14 protein-coding genes are annotated in these 16,329 nt (G+C 47.4%); 10 read left to right on the top strand and 4 right to left on the bottom strand.

Annotation, left to right across the window (positions count from 1 at the left end; all coding sequences use genetic code 11):
- The 3 genes from LZG74_RS17555 (at window position 1) to LZG74_RS17545 (ending at window position 1,232) form a co-directional block, all read left to right on the top strand.
- Entirely contained in the window at window positions 1-390 is a 390-nt protein-coding gene (locus tag LZG74_RS17555) for a response regulator (RefSeq protein WP_233797831.1), read from the top strand.
- Window positions 391-753: 363 nt separating this feature from the next.
- On the top strand, window positions 754-936 hold the full coding sequence (locus LZG74_RS17550; RefSeq protein ID WP_233797830.1) for a hypothetical protein: 183 nt from the start codon (window positions 754-756) through the stop codon (window positions 934-936).
- Window positions 937-1,082: 146 nt separating this feature from the next.
- Window positions 1,083-1,232: a hypothetical protein gene (locus tag LZG74_RS17545; RefSeq protein ID WP_169720023.1), complete on the top strand. Its 150-nt coding sequence runs from the start codon at window positions 1,083-1,085 to the stop codon at window positions 1,230-1,232.
- Here the strand turns inward: LZG74_RS17545 and LZG74_RS17540 are convergent, their stop codons facing one another.
- The 4 genes from LZG74_RS17540 to LZG74_RS17525 form a co-directional block, all read right to left on the bottom strand.
- The gene (locus LZG74_RS17540; RefSeq protein ID WP_233797829.1) at window positions 1,233-1,937 is read right to left on the bottom strand and encodes an L-ribulose-5-phosphate 4-epimerase; all 705 of its coding nucleotides are present in this window, start codon (window positions 1,935-1,937) and stop codon (window positions 1,233-1,235) included.
- A gap of 12 nt (window positions 1,938-1,949) precedes the next feature.
- On the bottom strand, window positions 1,950-3,440 hold the full coding sequence (gene araA / locus LZG74_RS17535; RefSeq protein WP_233797828.1) for an L-arabinose isomerase: 1,491 nt from the start codon (window positions 3,438-3,440) through the stop codon (window positions 1,950-1,952).
- Window positions 3,441-3,464: 24 nt separating this feature from the next.
- Window positions 3,465-5,150 (bottom strand): ribulokinase, encoded by a 1,686-nt coding sequence (locus tag LZG74_RS17530; protein WP_233797827.1) that lies wholly within the window; start codon window positions 5,148-5,150, stop codon window positions 3,465-3,467.
- Window positions 5,151-5,255: 105 nt separating this feature from the next.
- On the bottom strand, window positions 5,256-5,960 hold the full coding sequence (locus LZG74_RS17525) for an NrtR DNA-binding winged helix domain-containing protein (RefSeq protein ID WP_233797826.1): 705 nt from the start codon (window positions 5,958-5,960) through the stop codon (window positions 5,256-5,258).
- 212 nt (window positions 5,961-6,172) lie between these two features.
- Here LZG74_RS17525 and LZG74_RS17520 point away from each other — a divergent pair, with 212 nt between their 5' ends.
- The 7 genes from LZG74_RS17520 (at window position 6,173) to LZG74_RS17490 (ending at window position 16,316) form a co-directional block, all read left to right on the top strand.
- Complete coding sequence (locus tag LZG74_RS17520; RefSeq protein ID WP_233797825.1) at window positions 6,173-6,757, top strand: RNA polymerase sigma factor; 585 nt, start codon at window positions 6,173-6,175, stop codon at window positions 6,755-6,757.
- Window positions 6,758-6,829: 72 nt separating this feature from the next.
- A complete protein-coding gene (locus tag LZG74_RS17515) occupies window positions 6,830-7,846 on the top strand; it encodes a FecR family protein (protein ID WP_233797824.1) in 1,017 nt (338 codons plus the stop codon).
- A gap of 149 nt (window positions 7,847-7,995) precedes the next feature.
- Window positions 7,996-11,607: a TonB-dependent receptor gene (locus tag LZG74_RS17510; RefSeq protein ID WP_233797823.1), complete on the top strand. Its 3,612-nt coding sequence runs from the start codon at window positions 7,996-7,998 to the stop codon at window positions 11,605-11,607.
- 31 nt (window positions 11,608-11,638) lie between these two features.
- Window positions 11,639-13,369, top strand: a complete 1,731-nt coding sequence (locus LZG74_RS17505; protein ID WP_233797822.1) for a RagB/SusD family nutrient uptake outer membrane protein — start codon at window positions 11,639-11,641, stop codon at window positions 13,367-13,369.
- A 36-nt stretch (window positions 13,370-13,405) separates the two neighbouring features.
- Window positions 13,406-14,626: a metallophosphoesterase gene (locus LZG74_RS17500; protein ID WP_233797820.1), complete on the top strand. Its 1,221-nt coding sequence runs from the start codon at window positions 13,406-13,408 to the stop codon at window positions 14,624-14,626.
- 71 nt (window positions 14,627-14,697) lie between these two features.
- Window positions 14,698-15,537, top strand: a complete 840-nt coding sequence (locus LZG74_RS17495; protein WP_233797819.1) for an endonuclease/exonuclease/phosphatase family protein — start codon at window positions 14,698-14,700, stop codon at window positions 15,535-15,537.
- Between the two features lie 209 nt (window positions 15,538-15,746).
- A complete protein-coding gene (locus LZG74_RS17490) occupies window positions 15,747-16,316 on the top strand; it encodes a hypothetical protein (protein WP_233797818.1) in 570 nt (189 codons plus the stop codon).
- Window positions 16,317-16,329: the final 13 nt, after the last annotated feature.

The following is a 16,329-nucleotide window of genomic DNA, read 5'->3' as shown; positions in this document are numbered from 1 at the left end:
ATGAAGCCACTTTTACACTTTTTCCTTATAGACGACAGCACATTCGATCTGTTTATATACGAAAAGTTATTGAAGAAAAGTGGCATAACGGACTCTGTCAGGACATTTAATTCCGCGCGCGATGCGCTCAAATATCTTGTCAGTGAAGCGGATAGCCTTCCTGACAGCATTATTCTGCTGGACCTGCAAATGCCCGACATGAACGGATTTGAATTTATAGACGAATTCGACCATCTTCCGGAAAGTCTCCATAAAAAGATTAAACTCTTCATGTTATCCTCCACCATTGATACCCGGGACATCGACAAGGCAAAGGCCAGCCGGCATATCATTGACCTCCTTCCCAAACCATTGGAAATCTCAACTTTGAAGCGAAAGCTCGAAATCTGACTTTTGTATTTTGGCGTGTTTCCGCCTGCTTTAATTGTTAAAAAGGCCTCGCTCTCAAATAAAGGAAGTAATCTAAGTTACTTAGGCATAGAACTTTAACATTGTTCTGCATAATGCCCCGGGACTAAATAAAAATTACGTTTGCAGGGTTCCAGTTAGTACAATTCCCAGTTTGTCCAATAATGTAACAAATTTTCTTCGGGAGAATCCACACATTTGCCATTAGTGGGAAAATTATGCCACATGATATGAACATATAAACTATTAATATAATTTTTTTAATTTTTTTAAAATTGCGCACTGTTGAGGAACAGCTTTATAGCAGGATTTTGGCATATAGTAATCTTTAACATCCCTTTTTAAATGAAAACTGATAGCAAAACCCTGTCTGAAATCTTAAAATTACACGCGGAGTACGTTAAGGAGGTTGAGTATAGCGGCATTAAGCCTCTATCTATGGAAATTTATAAAACCAATTCCAACAATTTCGTTCGCTGGATCCAGGATGATTTCAACCCCGGAAGCAAGTTGCGCAGAGGTGCGTGAGACTTATTAGCTAAAAAAGACATTCTTACTCAACGTTTAACTAGCATATGACTATCGGGAACACTTTCCTGATAGTTTTTTTTTACCCCAAACTTTTCTATGTTTGGTGAACGTTCATAGGAAAGTCATCCTTCAAATATTCAAATATGTTATTCGCTCTTTTTAACCTTTTCAAAGGTCGCTTTTCCAAGGAATCCATCAATGAAGCGAAAGCAAGCGAAAAACGCATGTCGCGCCAGGAAGCGTTGCAGCAAATGCGCAACATTGCCAGCAAACGCCCTGAAAATAAGAACTGATCAGCAACCCTGCCCGTAGTAAGCATCCTTTCCGTGCTTGCGAAAATAATGCTTGTCAATCAGGCCTTGCTTAATGGTCTGAGCAGAGGGGTTAATATGCATTGTAAGGTAAGCCATCTTCGCAATTTCTTCCAGCACAACGGAATTATAAACGGCCTTTGCCGGATCTTTCCCCCACGTAAATGGCCCGTGACAAGCCACCAGGACCATCTCCGTTTCTTCATAATTCAACTTATCATACCCGAATAAATCCAGGATCTGATTACCCGTCTCCAATTCGTAATCCCGCTGGATCATTTCATCCGACATTACCTCGGTAACAGGCACAGCCGAAGTTAAGTGATCGGCGTGTGTGGTGCCCAGGTTCGGGATTGCCCTAATGGCCTGCGCCCACGCCACGGCGTAAGTTGAATGCGTATGGCAGACGCCGCCAATGGACGGGAAATTTTTATAAAGCAATGTATGGGTTTTCGTATCCGAAGATGGCCGCATATTGCCTTCCACAACCTGGTTATCCAGATCCAGCAAAACAATATCCTCGACTTTCAGCTTGTGATAAGGAACGCCGCTGGGCTTAATAGCAATCACGCCCGCATTCCGGTCAATCCCGCTCACATTACCAAACGTAACAATGGCCAGGTTCTCCCGGGGAATCTCCATGTTGGCCTCGTAAACCTGCTCTTTTAAATAAGTGTATTTAGACATGCTTTTTCAATGTTATCTATACGAGGCCTCGCTCCATCTCAATTCATTTTTCAACTGCCTGAGCGACGTGTTCTTATCTATCACAACCAGCTCAACACCAGTCATTTCGGCCAGCATTTCAATGTGATCCGTGGTGAGATTCTGGCTGTAAACCGTGTGGTGTGCCCCGCCTGCGTAGATCCATGCCGCGCAACCCGTGGCCATATCCGGGGCTGGTTTCCATAAAACCCTCGCAACCGGAAGTTTCGGAAGTGCTTCGGTCACTTCCACCGCTTCCACTTCGTTCACCAGGATCCGAAAACGGTTGCCCATATCCACCAGGGAAACATTAATAGCAGGACCTGCCGCGGCATTGAAAACCAGTCTGACAGGATCTTCCTTTCCGCCGATGCCCAGGGGATGGATTTCACAGGACGGTCTGCCGGAGGCAATGCTCGGGCAGATTTCAAGCATATGTGATCCCAGAACGAGGTTATTGGCCGGGTCGAAATGATAAGTGTAATCCTCCATAAACGAGTTTCCCCCTGCCAGTCCGCTGCCCATTACTTTAAGCGCCCGCACCATGGCCGATGTTTTCCAGTCACCTTCGCCAGCATAACCATAGCCCGCCGCCATCATGCGCTGAGAACCAATGCCCGGAAGCTGCTTCATGCCGTGCAGATCCTCGAATGTGTTGGTATAACCCTTGAAATTTCCGTCTTCCAGAAAGTATTTCAATCCCAGTTCAATCCGGGCAGCATCCCAAAGCGCCTGATGCCTCCCGTCTCCCTTACGAATGCCGTCCGCCAGATCATAAAGCGATTCATATTCATCAATCAAAAGTCCGACTTCCTGTTCCGAAACCTGATTAATAACAGCAACCAGGTCTCCCACAGCATACGTATTTACCGAAAATCCGAATGTCATTTCAGCAGCAACCTTATCACCGTCGGTAACTGCCACTTCGCGCATATTGTCGCCAAAACGAACAAATTTCGCTCCTTTAATATCGTGCCGGGCAGCCGCCACGCGTGTCCATTTTGCCAGATCTTCTATAATGTGCTGCTCCTGCCAGTGTCCCACGATCACCTTCCGGTTCAGGCGCATACGCGTCATCATGAAACCAAATTCCCGGTCGCCATGCGCCGACTGGTTCATGTTCATGAAATCCATATCAATGTTTGCCCAGGGAATGTCGCGGTTGAACTGCGTATGCAGGTGGAGCAATGGTTTTTGCATGATCTGCAAACCACGGATCCACATTTTTGCCGGTGAAAAAGTATGCATCCAGGCTACTATACCAATGCAGTTTTTAGCCACATTCGCGTCCTGCATGATATTAAAAATCTCTTCCGATGACTTCACGACAGGCTTGAAAACCGCCCTGACCGGCATCTGAGCAGATTCGTCAAAATGCTTGCTGATGATCTGGGCGTGTTCGGCGACTTGTCTGAGCGTGTCGGCGCCGTACAGATCCTGACTGCCCGTAATAAACCAAATTTCAAATTGTTTTAAATCAACCATTATGATTGTGGAAAGGGTTACATTTTACAATGAAGCGGATAATATATTCTCGGGAGCCGGCTCCCATTTGCGCAGAAAGTCGTTTTCCAGGAATGCACCACACTGCGTGTATTTTTGATATAATGATTGATAAACAGCCGTTTGCGCCGGTCTGGGCGTATAAACAGCGTCAAAGCCAGAGTTCATGGCTTCCTGTGCTTCCGGCAGGGTCTTATGAATGCCCGAAGCAACCGCCGCGAACATTGCCGCACCCAGCGCACAGGCCTGCTCGGAAGCAGCGACTTTGATAGGCATATTAAGCACATCCGCCAGCGTTTGCATCACAAATGCCGATTTCTTGGCAACACCGCCAATCGCAATGACTTCATGAATCGGAACGCCTTCTTTCCTGAACCGTTCCACGATGCTTTTAGAGCCGTAAGCTGTGGCTTCCACCAGCGCTTTAAATATCCGGACGTGATCGCTGGCCAGGTTCAAGCCCAGTATAGCGCCTTTTAATGTATGTTTCGCATCGGGCGTCCGGCGGCCGTTCATCCAGTCGATGGCGATAATGTCGTTTTCGGTAACTGGCAGTTTTGCGGCTTGTTCGGCCAGATGCGGGATGAGTTCTTTGGACAATCTTTGCGCAGCTTCCTCGCCGAGCAATGTTCTCACAGGCTCAACGATCAACTTGGAAAACCACGCATAAATGTCACCAAATGCAGATTGACCTGCTTCCATACCCAGCATACCGGGAATAATGGAGCCGTCGACCTGGCCGCAAATGCCCTTGATCAATAAATGTCCGACTTCCTCGTTCGGAGCGATCAGCATGTCACAAGTCGACGTCCCGATCACCTTACAAAGTGAATAAGGCTCGATTAATGCTCCTACTGCGCCCATATGCGCATCGAAAGCCCCTACACCAATGACTGTGTTGGCAGGTATGCCCAGTTTTTCGGCCCATTTTGGCGAAATGGTCCCCATCGCTTCGTCCGAAGTTTGTGTCTGGGAGAAAAGCCGGTCGCGGATGCCATCCAGAAGCGGATCAAGCTTGGTCAGGAACTCATTGGGTGGTAAACCGTCGAAATCGCTGTGCCATAGAGCCTTGTGTCCGGCTGCGCACCTGGATCGTTTCAATGTCAGCGGGTCTGTGTTACCGGTCAGTTCGGCAGAGATCCAGTCGCAATGTTCCACCCACGAAAACGCTTTGTCACGCACTTCGCTGTCTACCCGCAGCGTCCGCAGGATTTTGGCCCAAAACCATTCCGACGAATAAATCCCGCCGACGTATTTGGTATAATCTGTTTCTAAACTGTGTGCCAATGTGTTGATTTCCTCCGCCTCGGCATTGGCCGTGTGATCTTTCCAGAGGATAAACATGCCATTTGGATTTTCGGCAAACTCAGGGAGAAGTGACAGAGGCGTGCCGTTCCGGTCCACAGCAACAGGCGTAGAACCCGTTGTATCCACAGAAATGCCCCGGACATTGTTCCGCGCATCTGCGGGTGATTTGTCCAGTGCTTCCAGCAAAGCAGCTTCCATGGCTTCAAGGTAATCCAGCGGATGCTGTCTGAACCGTGACGACGATGCATCGCAGTATTTTCCCTGCTTCCAACGGCTGTATTCCCGAACCGCCGTTCCGGCCTGATCGCCCGTATGCGCGTTCACAACCAGCGCCCGCACGGAGTCCGTGCCAAAATCAATCCCTATGACGTAACTTTCTCTCATGATCGTATTATTTCACTTATCACGTAACAAATATAAATAAATTTGTTTATGGTGTTATTTTGACACAATTAATATTACTGATTGACGCCAAACTAATCTCCTACCCTACGACTGCTTCATGCTGTCGGGCATAAAATTCCAGAACGAGTGAAACTTCTCCTTATATCTCACTTCGTCCAGCTTATACAAAGTAGCCTTTTTAGTCGTGCTGTTGCTGTTTTTGTTTCCGGTGTCGATCAGTAATCCCGTTGACAAAAGTTTGCGGCTGAAATTGCGCCTGTCGAGCGGGATGTTGTAGATGGCTTCGTAGAGTTTTTGGAGTTGAGGAATGGTAAAAAGCTCGGGTAAGAGCTCAAAACCAATGGGATGCAGTGCAGCTTTGTATTTTAAATGTTCAATGGCCTTGCAAACCATATCCTCATGATCGAATATCAGCGCCGGACGATTTTCCAGCGTAATCCAGGAAGCATTATGGCTTTTAACCGCGTCGGCGTCATGGTCGTCAATCTGGATGAGTGCAAAAAACACAACCGAAACAGTCCTTTCAGCCGGATCGCGGTAGATCTTTCCGAATGTTTCGAGCTGCTCGACGTAGATGTTTTTCAGCCCCGTAAGATTGTATAAGATGCGCGCTGCGCCATCCGAGAGGTCTTCATCCGCATTGAGAAAACCACCCATCAGCGACCATTTCCCCTTTTCAGGCTCAAAATTCCTTTTAATTAGCAACAGCTTGATATCCTTCCCGTCGAACCCGAAAATAATACAGTCTATTGCCAGCAGAATGCGCGAAGCCTGCGGATAATTATTCATTCAATTAATTGTGTAGGGATAAATAGTCGGCAATTTAAAGAACAGGCGGTTACAAAAAACATTTGCCGCCCGCGTCACTTTATATTAATGTTAAGAAAGTAAAAAAAAGAACGAGATTACTTAATCTGTTAAAAGATTCAATAAGGAAATATTGTCCGAATTTTGTGAGCTATTCCAATCCGGGCAGCCGGAATTCAAAGGAAATCTTCGTTATGAACGCCATCTATACTTCCTGTTCCGATGAAAATATCCTTGCGCTGATCAGCGAGCAGGACGACGAGCTGGCTTTTGCCGAGCTATATAACCGCTATTTTAATGTGCTCTTCAATTACGCTTACAGCAAAGTGAACGACCGGTTCGCTGCACAGGAAATTGTGCAGGAATTATTCGTAAACATCTGGCAGAAGCGTCGCGGACAGCAGATTCTTTGCTGCCGCACATTCCTTTTTGCTATCGCCAAGAAGCAGATCATTTCTTTTTACCGCAAAGAATTTACCCGAAAACAACATTACGATCATTGGGAATCACTGCATGCAGATCCCGTTGACTTTGCCGACCAGCATACATTAACAGCCGACCTGCAAACCCGCTACGAACAGGGTCTGCACTTGCTGTCACCCAAATGTCAGGAAGTGTTTGTGCTGAGCAGGCAGGGCGTTTCCAACAAGCAGATCGGCGACCGGCTTGCGATTGCCGAGAAGACGGTGGAGCAGCACATTTCCAAAGCGATCCGGATTTTAAGGGCGCATTTGAAAGACCACATAATCTCCGGCATCGTCTTTTTCGTTTTTAATTAAAAAAAATTTACACCCCACCTAAGGGTTTGCTTTCCGGCGTGCGACTTGAAGTTTGATACCATACTTTAAGCAATGAAGGCACCCTTTATCTCCCCGGTTTTATTGGAAAAATATCTCCTCGATCAATGCAATGATCAGGAAAAAGAAGAGGTTGAGGCGTGGTATGCTGCCATCAAAGGAGATGCCGACCATTTGGAAAAATTATCTGAAACAGAAAAATCTTCCATCAGGGAAAGCACTTTCGAAAGCATTAAAGGTGAACTGAATATTCTGGACGAATCGCCGGCACGGCCTTTCCCATGGCGCTGGATTTCGGGCATAGCGGCGTCCGTGGCCATTGCAGCGGGACTTTATTTTAATTACCCGATCCGGAAGGAACAGCCGGTTTCCATCATTGAAGAAATCCAGCAGAAGAAAAAATCGGACATTGTCCAGTTTGTCAATACGGAATCGAGGATCGTTACGCATATGCTGCCGGACAGCAGCTCGATCATCATGCACCCGGAAGCTTCGGTAACCTATCCCGCCCGCTTCGATACAGACCGGCGCATAGTCACATTTTCGGGGGAAGGTTTTTTTGATATAACAAAAGATAAAACCCGGCCTTTCCTCATCCAGAGCGGGGAAATGGTCATCAAGGTGCTGGGGACAAGCTTTAATGTAAAAGCTGCTTCGGCTCAGAAGGTGTTTCAGGTGGATGTGCTAACGGGTAGCGTAGAAGTTACCGCGCCGGGCACCGAGACGAAGCCACAGCAGCTCGTCCTGAAACCAAAGCAGCAGGCCATCTTTGAAATTGAATCCAAAAGGCTGACTGCGAGGCAAATAACCATACAGCCCCGCAAAGAAATATACGAGCCGGTAACAGTGGTTTTCGAAGAAGCACCGTTGAATAAGGTTATTGAGCAGCTCGAAAAACGGTTTGATGTAAACATTCGCTTGTCTAATCCCACCACTGCTACGTGCAGTGTAACCGCCAATTTCGAGTCGCAGCCATTTACGGTAATCCTGGAAATGCTCTGCACCACCTTGGAAGCCAACTATACTATTTCAGGAAACACGATTTTACTCAATGGAACACCTTGTGAATAACCGCCTATGAACCACCGATCTATTCCGCCATGAAAAAACCGGAGGTGTACCACCACCCCCGGTCCAGAATTCCATCCTTTTAACCTCGTACCACCGAAACTAAGGGATGTTTTTACCCAACAGTGCTTAACCATCAGACAATCAAAATTATGCAAAAAACAGTACGTAACAAGCCCGTAAACTGGCAAATGATTATGCGCATTGGATTGCTTCAATGGCTTTTTGTTGCCTTACTGGCAGGCAGCAGCTATGCAAAGGAAAGTACAGCCCAGTCTATCCTGAGCAAGGATATGACAATCAGTCTTAAAAATGTTTCGCTGAAAGAAGCATTGGATGAGATTCAGGAGAAAGTGGATGCGAAATTTGTCTACAGCAGCCGGGTTTCTCTCAAAGAAAATGTAAGTATCGAGGCAAAAAATCAAAAATTGTCGAAAGTCCTGGACCAGCTGCTGGTTTCCCGCGGCATTAACTACAGGGTTATCAACGGGCAGATCGTGCTGGCAAGAGGAAAGGCCGCGAAGGAAGAATCCAACATTCCGGATCTGGAAGAAAAGCTGCAAAATTACGTCCTGCCGGTCGAAATCAATGTAAAAGGCACGGTAACCTCTTCGGATGGCCAGGGCTCCCTGCCCGGCGTAAGCGTAGTTCTCAAAGGAAGCTCCACCGGGACAACGACGGATGGAAACGGAAACTTCGAGCTCGTGGTGCCCAATGTGGAATCGGTGCTTGTGTTCAGTTTTGTGGGTTATACTTCCCAGGAAGTCGTGGTAGGGAACCGTTCGACAGTGAATATCACGCTGGCTGCCGACAACAAGGCTTTGGAAGAACTGGTTGTGGTAGGTTACGGAACGCAGAAACGCGTAAACCTCACGGGAGCAGTAAGCCAGGTGCAATCGAGGGATTTGGAAAACAGGCCATTGAACAATATGTCGCAAATCCTGCAAGGCATGGTGCCCAACCTGAACATTACATTCGGAACGGGCCAGCCAGGACAAGGCGGAAACTTGAACGTCCGTGGTGAAACCTCGATCAACGGCGGAGGCCCGCTGGTTCTGGTCGACGGCATCCCGGGTGACATTAACCGCATTAATCCTAATGACGTGGAGTCGGTTTCGGTGTTGAAGGATGCGGCCGCGTCCGCCATTTATGGTGCACGCGGAGCATTCGGGGTGATTTTGGTTACTACAAAAAGTGCGAAGAATGGCAAAACCAGTGTCAGTTACAGCAACAACTTCGGCTGGTCAACACCGACAGTAAGTACGAACTTCCTGACCAATGGTTACGACCATACCCGCATCAATGACGAGGCATTCAAGCGCGCCAATGGAAATACCTACACGCGTTATTCCGAAGAAGATTATGCCGAGCTGGAAGCGCGCCGCTACGACAAAACGGAGAATCCTGCACGTCCATGGACAGTGGTGAAGAATGTCAATGGGAAGGACATTTACAATTATTATGGTAATTACGATTGGTGGAAAACGCTTTTCAAGCAGGTTGAGCCGTCCATGCAGCATAATATCAGCCTTTCGGGCGGCACGGATAAGGTCAATTATTTCCTGTCAGGTTCTGCATTCCAGAAGGATGGGATTATGCGGATCAATACAGACAGATTCAATTCCTATACATTAAGAACCAAGGTGAATGCGCAGCTGACGCCGTGGCTGAAAGTTAGCAACAACACCCAATATTTCGATTCGCGTTATAAATATCCAGGTTTGAAAGGCGGTGCAAATGCCAACTTTACCGCCATCACCGTGCACGCGCTTCCCGCGTATGCACCGCGCAACCCGGACGGGACCGCGACTTACAACACATTGAAAAACAACTATTCAATTGGTGACGGATTGTTTGCAAATCTCTTGAAAGGCGTGGCCGGCGGTGAAAAGAAAGTGCATGAGCTCACGACCATTAACTCGGTTACCATTGATTTTACCAAAACCTGGAACCTCGTCGCAAACCACTCCTACTCGTTCTACATCACGGATGATTGGTATCGGTCAGCCATTGCCCAGTACTCGATACAGCCTGGTATCCTGGCAACGGTCCCGAACTACAATACCGACCAACTAGAAAAGACATTCTGGTTTGATCCTATGCATGTTACCAACGTTTATTCCTCATATAATAAAACATTGGGCAAACATTACCTGGGCGCAACTGCGGGGATCAATTACGAATCCAAAAAGCATCAGGTGCTGACAGGCGCACGCAAAAACCTGCTTTCCGAAGACATTAACGACCTCAATCTCGGAACCGGAGAGCAGCTTGTGAACGGCGGCGCTTACGAATATTCGCTTTTTGGTGCGTTTTTCAGGCTGAATTACGACTATATGGGCAAGTATCTGCTGGAAGTAAATGGTCGCTATGATGGCACATCGCGGTTTGGCGCAGGCAGGCGTTACGGATTTTTCCCGTCGGTTTCGGCCGGTTGGAGACTGAGTGAGGAAAAATTCTTCGAATCAGCCCGCAATGTGGTTAGTAACCTTAAAATCAGGGCTTCATATGGAACATTAGGCAACCAGCTTCCGCCTAAGTTCAATGATAATCCAAGTTCAGCGAGCTTTTATCCCTACATCGAAATCATGCCGACGGCTCTTTCGTCGTGGATCAATAACGGACAAAAAATCCCGTACGTCGACAGCCCCAACCCCATCGCTGCCGGCCTGACCTGGGAATCGGCAACGACTTCCAACATTGGTCTGGATGCAGATCTTTTGAAAGGCAAGCTGACTATTGCCATGGACGCTTATATCCGCGAAACCAAGGATATGCTCGTGCCGGGACGTGTGCTTCCGTCGGTGTACGGCGCCACGGTGCCTACGCAGAATGCGGGTGATTTGAAGACAAAAGGATTCGAACTTTCCGTGGCGTGGAAAGACCAGTTCAAACTGGCCGGGAAGACATTTGCTTACAACGCCACATTCATGGTGTCGGATTATAAAGCGAAAATTACGCGCTATGACAACCCAAACAAGCTGCTTTCCAGCCGTTACGAAGGACAAACGCTGGGTGAAATGTGGGGGTATTCCATTGACGGATATTTTAAAACCAACGACGAGGCGCAAGCTTATCCGATTGACCAGACATTGGTTAACAAGCAGCGTTTGAGCGCACCTGGCGAGTGGAGTAAATTACAGGCAGGCGATCTGAAATTCCTGGATTTGAACGGTGACGGCAAGATTTCGGAAGGCGCAAACACACTGGCGGACCACGGCGATTTGAAAGTGATCGGAAATACCAACCCGCGGTTCAGATATGGCCTTAATCTGGGTGCTTCCTGGGGTGCATTTGATTTTTCTGCGCTGGCTCAGGGGATTCTTCGCCGGAACTGGTATCCTGGAGCAAATGCGGATAAATTCTGGGGCCCTTACTCCCGTCCTTACTATTCATTTCTTCCTGAAAACTTCGAGGATGATATCTGGACGCCTGAAAATACGGATGCATACTTCCCTATCCTGCGCGGCTACACAGCGCTTAACGGCGGTGGCGACCTCAATGCCCGCAACGATCGGTATGTGCAGAATGTGGGTTATCTGAGGCTGAAAAATATCGTGCTGGGTTTTACAATTCCTGAGCGCCTCAGCAAGAAAGTCCGCATTCCCCGGGCGCGCATTTACGTAAGCGGCGAAAACCTGTTCACTTACACGCCATTAAGATCTAAATATATTGATCCTGAGCAATTTGACGGTGATTTTACCAATGGAAGAACTTACCCGCTTTCGAAAACATACTCTGCGGGCCTAAGCATTAATTTCTAAAATCATTTGCCAAAACATTAAAAAAAATCACATGAAAAAGCTGATATATATCATGACCCTGGCCATCGGGCTCGCTTCGTGCGACCTCGACAGACTTCCGCTCGACGCCATTTCTCCCGAAACTTTTTTCAAAACTGAAAACGACCTGCTGCTTTATACCAATTCATTCTATAACATGCTGCCGAGCGCGGAAGATGTTTACAATGAAGACGTGGATAATGTGGTCAAAAACAGTTTGCGCGACGAGTTGCAGGGAACGCGTATCGTGCCTACAAGTGGCGGCGGCTGGACCTGGACCAATTTGAGGAACATTAATTATTTCCTGGCCAATTCTGGCAAAGTTCAGGATCCAAAAGCAGTGGCAAAATACAATGGCGTCGCTCGCTTTTTCCGGGCTTATTTTTATTTTCAAATGGTCAAAAGATTCGGCGATCTGCCCTGGTATAGCGGCCCGATTGAAGCAGGAGATGAAGCATTGCTGAACAAAGCACGCGATCCGAGAACGTTAGTAATGGACTCTGTAATGGCAGACATTGACTTCGCAATCGCCAATCTTGAAGCTACGCGACAAGTCGGCACCGTTACAAAATGGACTGCATTGGCTCTGAAATCCCGAATCGGATTATATGAAGGCACATTCCGGAAATATCACACCGAATTCAACCTTCCCGATTCCGAGAAATTCCTGGATGCCTGCATTACGGCCTCGGAAGATCTCATGAAAAACAGCGGATACAGCATTTATAAATCAACCCCTAAAACGGCTTACCAAATGTTTTTCGCATCCGATAATGCGATTGCAGACGAGGTGATCCTGGCGCGCGATTTCAGCGATGCATTGCAGGTCTATCACAACCTGAACTATTATACCATGACGGCATCTTACGGAAAGCCCGGATTGGAAAAGAAGCTCGTTAACAGCTATTTAATGGCTGATGGCTCCCGATTTACCGACATAAAGGGCTACGAAACCATGCAGTTTTATGACGAAGTCCAGAACCGTGATCCTCGCCTTTCACAGACGATCCGCACGCCGGGATATACGCGCATTGGCGAAACGACCCCGCTTGTTCCGGAGTTCGGAGCAACGGTTACGGGTTACCAGCTGATCAAATTTGTTTCGGAGCCAAAATGGGACACATTCGGGAAGGACATTACCGACATGCCTATCTTCCGCTATGCCGAAGTGCTGCTCAATTACGCCGAAGCAAAAGCAGAAAAGGGCACATTGACGCAGGCTGACCTGGACATTTCTACCAAACTCACCCGCGACCGCGTGGGCATGGTGAACATTAATATGGCGACTGCCAATGCAAAACCGGATCCCTACCAGGCCGCACAATACACAAAACTGACCGGCAAAAATACAGGTGTGATCCTGGAAATCCGTCGGGAAAGACGCATTGAGCTGGTTATGGAAAACTTCTTCCGCTGGGATGACATTGTGCGGTGGAAAGAAGGCCAGTTGCTCACGAAACAGTTTAAAGGAATGTATTTTCCCGGTCCAGGAAATTACGACCTGGACAAAAACGGAAAGATTGACCTTGTTATTTATGAAGGCACGAAGCCGGCTGTTCCGGGAGCGCAGTTATTAAAACTAGGCAGCGAGATCCTTCTGGAAAATGGCAACAAAGGAGGGAACATTGTTATCAACAGCCACATTACCAAACGGTTTGACGAAAACAAGGACTACTTATATCCAATCCCCACACAGGAAAGGTTATTGAATCCAAACCTCACCCAGAATCCAAACTGGAAGTAACTTTAAGCTTTGCATCTATTCCTAAACCCATAAAATATGCTTTCAGACAGAAGGTCGTTTCTTGAAAAAATGTCGCAGATCGGCGCGCTGAGCCTCTTGCCATTATCTGCTGCGCAAGCCGGCGACTCCAATGCTTCGTTAGAAGAAAAAAACCATTTCGTTGCGGGCCCTTATTTACAAAATATGGGCACCAACGAGGTGACCATCATGTGGATCACGCATAAAAACAGTTTCAGCTGGGTCGAATACGGGGCCGGGACTTACACCAGCAAGCGGGAATTTGGCTATAACAACGGACTGATTGAAGCTAATAATCGCATCAATAAGGTGACATTAAGCGGATTAAATGCGGGCACGGAGCACAAATACAAAATTGTTTCCACGGAAATAACGGGCTATAAAGGCTCGAAAGTTGAGTTCGGCGACACCATTGCCAGTGCGATGTTTGGCTTCAAAACACCGGCTGAAAATGAGGAAGAGTTTAAAATGGTAATCTTCAACGACATTCACGACCGTCCGCAAATTATCCCGCAACTCCTTTACCGCCACGGTTATACGGGTAACACCCGAGATTATGATTTTGTGGTTTTCAACGGCGATTGTTTTGATTGGGTAACCGAAGAAATTCAGATGGTTAACCATTTGATCAAGCCCGCAACGGACATATTCGCTTCCGAAATCCCATTTATCCTCACGCAGGGAAATCATGAATGCCGGGGAAGCTTTTCGAGGCATATTCCGGCTTACTATGCCTATCCCGAAAACAAATATTACTATGCTTTCACGCGCGGACCGGTGCGGTTCGTGGTCCTGGATTCGGGGGAGGACAAGACGGATGACAGCGTGGAATATGGCGGACTTTCGGCCTTTGACCGTTATCGTGAGGTTCAGAAAAAGTGGTTGGAAAAAGAAGTGGAATCCACGGATTTCAAAAAAGCTGATTTCCGGATCGTCCTCATCCACATATCGCCTTACCATTCCGGGGATTGGCATGGAACATTACATTGTCGCGAGCTTTTCGGCCCGGTTTTGAACAAGGCAAAAATCGACTTGCAGATCTCCGGCCATACGCACCGCTACGCCACGCACGAGCCTGACGCAACGCACAATTATCCGATTGTGATCGGCGGAGGCCCGCTGGAAGGCAAAAGAACATTGATCAAACTGCATGCGACCAAAAAACACCTGGACCTGAAAATGATCCGGGATGATGGCGAAGTGGTCGGAAAGTTTCTGCTTGCAAAAAAGGGCAAATGATCACGCAGTCAAAATATCAATAACCGGCAAGCCTGTTAACTTTGCTTCCGTTCACAAATCATAAGTTTTAAATGAAAAAAATCGCCTTCGCCCTTTCCCTGATGTTAGCATTGTCGCAAAGCACTTTTGCGCAAAAAAATACGATCAATGTTGCCTCCTATAACCTCCGCTATAACACCGCGAATGATGGTGTAAACGCCTGGCCCAACCGCAAGGAAAATGTGAAAGGGTTGATCCGGTTCCATGAATTTGACATCTTCGGTGTACAAGAAGCACTGATAGGTCAATTAAAAGATGTGGCCGAATTGACAGAATTCACATTCTACGGAAAAGGCCGGGATGATGGCAAGGAAGGCGGAGAACATTCGGCAATCTTTTACAAAAAAGACCGTTTCAAAGCGCTGCAATCGGGCGATTTCTGGCTTAGCGAAACGCCCGACAAGCCTGGCAAGGGCTGGGACGCAACCTGCTGTAACAGAATTGCTTCGTGGGTAAAGTTCCAGGATTTGCTGAGCAAAAAAGAGTTCTATTTTTTCAATGTTCATTTCGATCATCAAGGCGTTGAGGCCCGCAGACAATCGGGTCATCTGATGGTAGAAAAGATCAGCGAGATTGCCGGAAAATCTACGGTTATCCTTACAGGTGATTTCAACTCAACGCCTGAGACCGAGCAGATTAAAACTATTCAGGGATTGCTTAACGATTCGCATGAGGTTACAAAACAGCCTCCTTACGGTCCGGAAGGAACATTTAACAGTTTCAAATTTGACGCGGCTATGGACAAACGCATCGATTATATTTTTGTAAGCAAGAACATTAATGTGCTTAAATACGGCGTTCTAACAGATGCCAAAGAGCAACGTTACCCATCTGATCACCAGCCTGTTTTGATCAAGGTTGAGATCAAGTAACCGACGCGGTGCGCGTGCCGGCTTCTGGCAAATCGATTCTGGGATTTTTTTCCTAATTTACTTGTCAAAAGCCGGCCACTTAAAGTCGGCTGCGTCTAAATTTCCGTTGTAAGATGACCAAATGTTTCCTTCGGGTTATTGCTTTTTTCTTCCTGCTATCCCCTGCTTTTGGTCAGATTATTAAAATAAAAATTGTCAACCCGGAACAAATGAAAGGTCGCAAGGCCATTTTATTGACCCGGGAAAAAGGCTTCGCAGCAACTGTACATTCGATCAAGCTCGGCCAGGACAGCATTAATTTGCTCATGGAAAAGGACTTGGTTCCCAACCTGTACCAAATGCAGGTTTCCCAGCTGAAAGGCCAGCTTTTCTTTTTTCTCGAAAATGGTGTAAAGATCCAGCTCGACACTACGGACATTTCAAGATCCGTCGTCAGCAATTCCAGAAGCAATGATGAATGGCGGGATTACTGGAACAACATTCAAAAGCCCTCCGACGACCGCCTGCTCATCTACACCGCTGGTGAAGGACGCGCCAGAAACAAATCCCAAGCCGACAGCATCGATTACTGGCGCGGTCTGCAAGCCCTCGAACGCCTGGACCTCCAAACCAAAACCAGCACCTTCATCCAAAGCAACCTAAGCTCATTCGTAAGCCTTTACCTCTTAAAAATCAACTGGTACGCGCTCAAAAGCCAAGGATTATTCGAAAAACTCAACCCAACACTGGCAAGGCACCGGACGTATAAGTTCTTAAAGGAGAGGCGTCGGGGGAATTGATCGACATGCATCA

Origin of the sequence: Dyadobacter sp. CY327 (assembly GCF_021390415.1) — a bacterium.
In the GTDB taxonomy this organism is placed as follows: domain Bacteria; phylum Bacteroidota; class Bacteroidia; order Cytophagales; family Spirosomataceae; genus Dyadobacter; species Dyadobacter chenhuakuii.
This window is presented reverse-complemented; position numbering and strand designations above follow the sequence as displayed.

What these genes read in the sequence shown, in the direction of transcription:
- LZG74_RS17555 (WP_233797831.1), top strand. Translation starts at nt 1, where the DNA reads ATGAAGCCACTTTTACACTTTTTCCTTATAGACGACAGCACATTCGAT.
- LZG74_RS17550 (WP_233797830.1), top strand. Translation starts at nt 754, where the DNA reads ATGAAAACTGATAGCAAAACCCTGTCTGAAATCTTAAAATTACACGCG.
- LZG74_RS17545 (WP_169720023.1), top strand. Translation starts at nt 1,083, where the DNA reads ATGTTATTCGCTCTTTTTAACCTTTTCAAAGGTCGCTTTTCCAAGGAA.
- LZG74_RS17540 (WP_233797829.1), bottom strand. Translation starts at nt 1,937, where the DNA reads ATGTCTAAATACACTTATTTAAAAGAGCAGGTTTACGAGGCCAACATG.
- araA (WP_233797828.1), bottom strand. Translation starts at nt 3,440, where the DNA reads ATGGTTGATTTAAAACAATTTGAAATTTGGTTTATTACGGGCAGTCAG.
- LZG74_RS17530 (WP_233797827.1), bottom strand. Translation starts at nt 5,150, where the DNA reads ATGAGAGAAAGTTACGTCATAGGGATTGATTTTGGCACGGACTCCGTG.
- LZG74_RS17525 (WP_233797826.1), bottom strand. Translation starts at nt 5,960, where the DNA reads ATGAATAATTATCCGCAGGCTTCGCGCATTCTGCTGGCAATAGACTGT.
- LZG74_RS17520 (WP_233797825.1), top strand. Translation starts at nt 6,173, where the DNA reads ATGAACGCCATCTATACTTCCTGTTCCGATGAAAATATCCTTGCGCTG.
- LZG74_RS17515 (WP_233797824.1), top strand. Translation starts at nt 6,830, where the DNA reads ATGAAGGCACCCTTTATCTCCCCGGTTTTATTGGAAAAATATCTCCTC.
- LZG74_RS17510 (WP_233797823.1), top strand. Translation starts at nt 7,996, where the DNA reads ATGCAAAAAACAGTACGTAACAAGCCCGTAAACTGGCAAATGATTATG.
- LZG74_RS17505 (WP_233797822.1), top strand. Translation starts at nt 11,639, where the DNA reads ATGAAAAAGCTGATATATATCATGACCCTGGCCATCGGGCTCGCTTCG.
- LZG74_RS17500 (WP_233797820.1), top strand. Translation starts at nt 13,406, where the DNA reads ATGCTTTCAGACAGAAGGTCGTTTCTTGAAAAAATGTCGCAGATCGGC.
- LZG74_RS17495 (WP_233797819.1), top strand. Translation starts at nt 14,698, where the DNA reads ATGAAAAAAATCGCCTTCGCCCTTTCCCTGATGTTAGCATTGTCGCAA.
- LZG74_RS17490 (WP_233797818.1), top strand. Translation starts at nt 15,747, where the DNA reads ATGAAAGGTCGCAAGGCCATTTTATTGACCCGGGAAAAAGGCTTCGCA.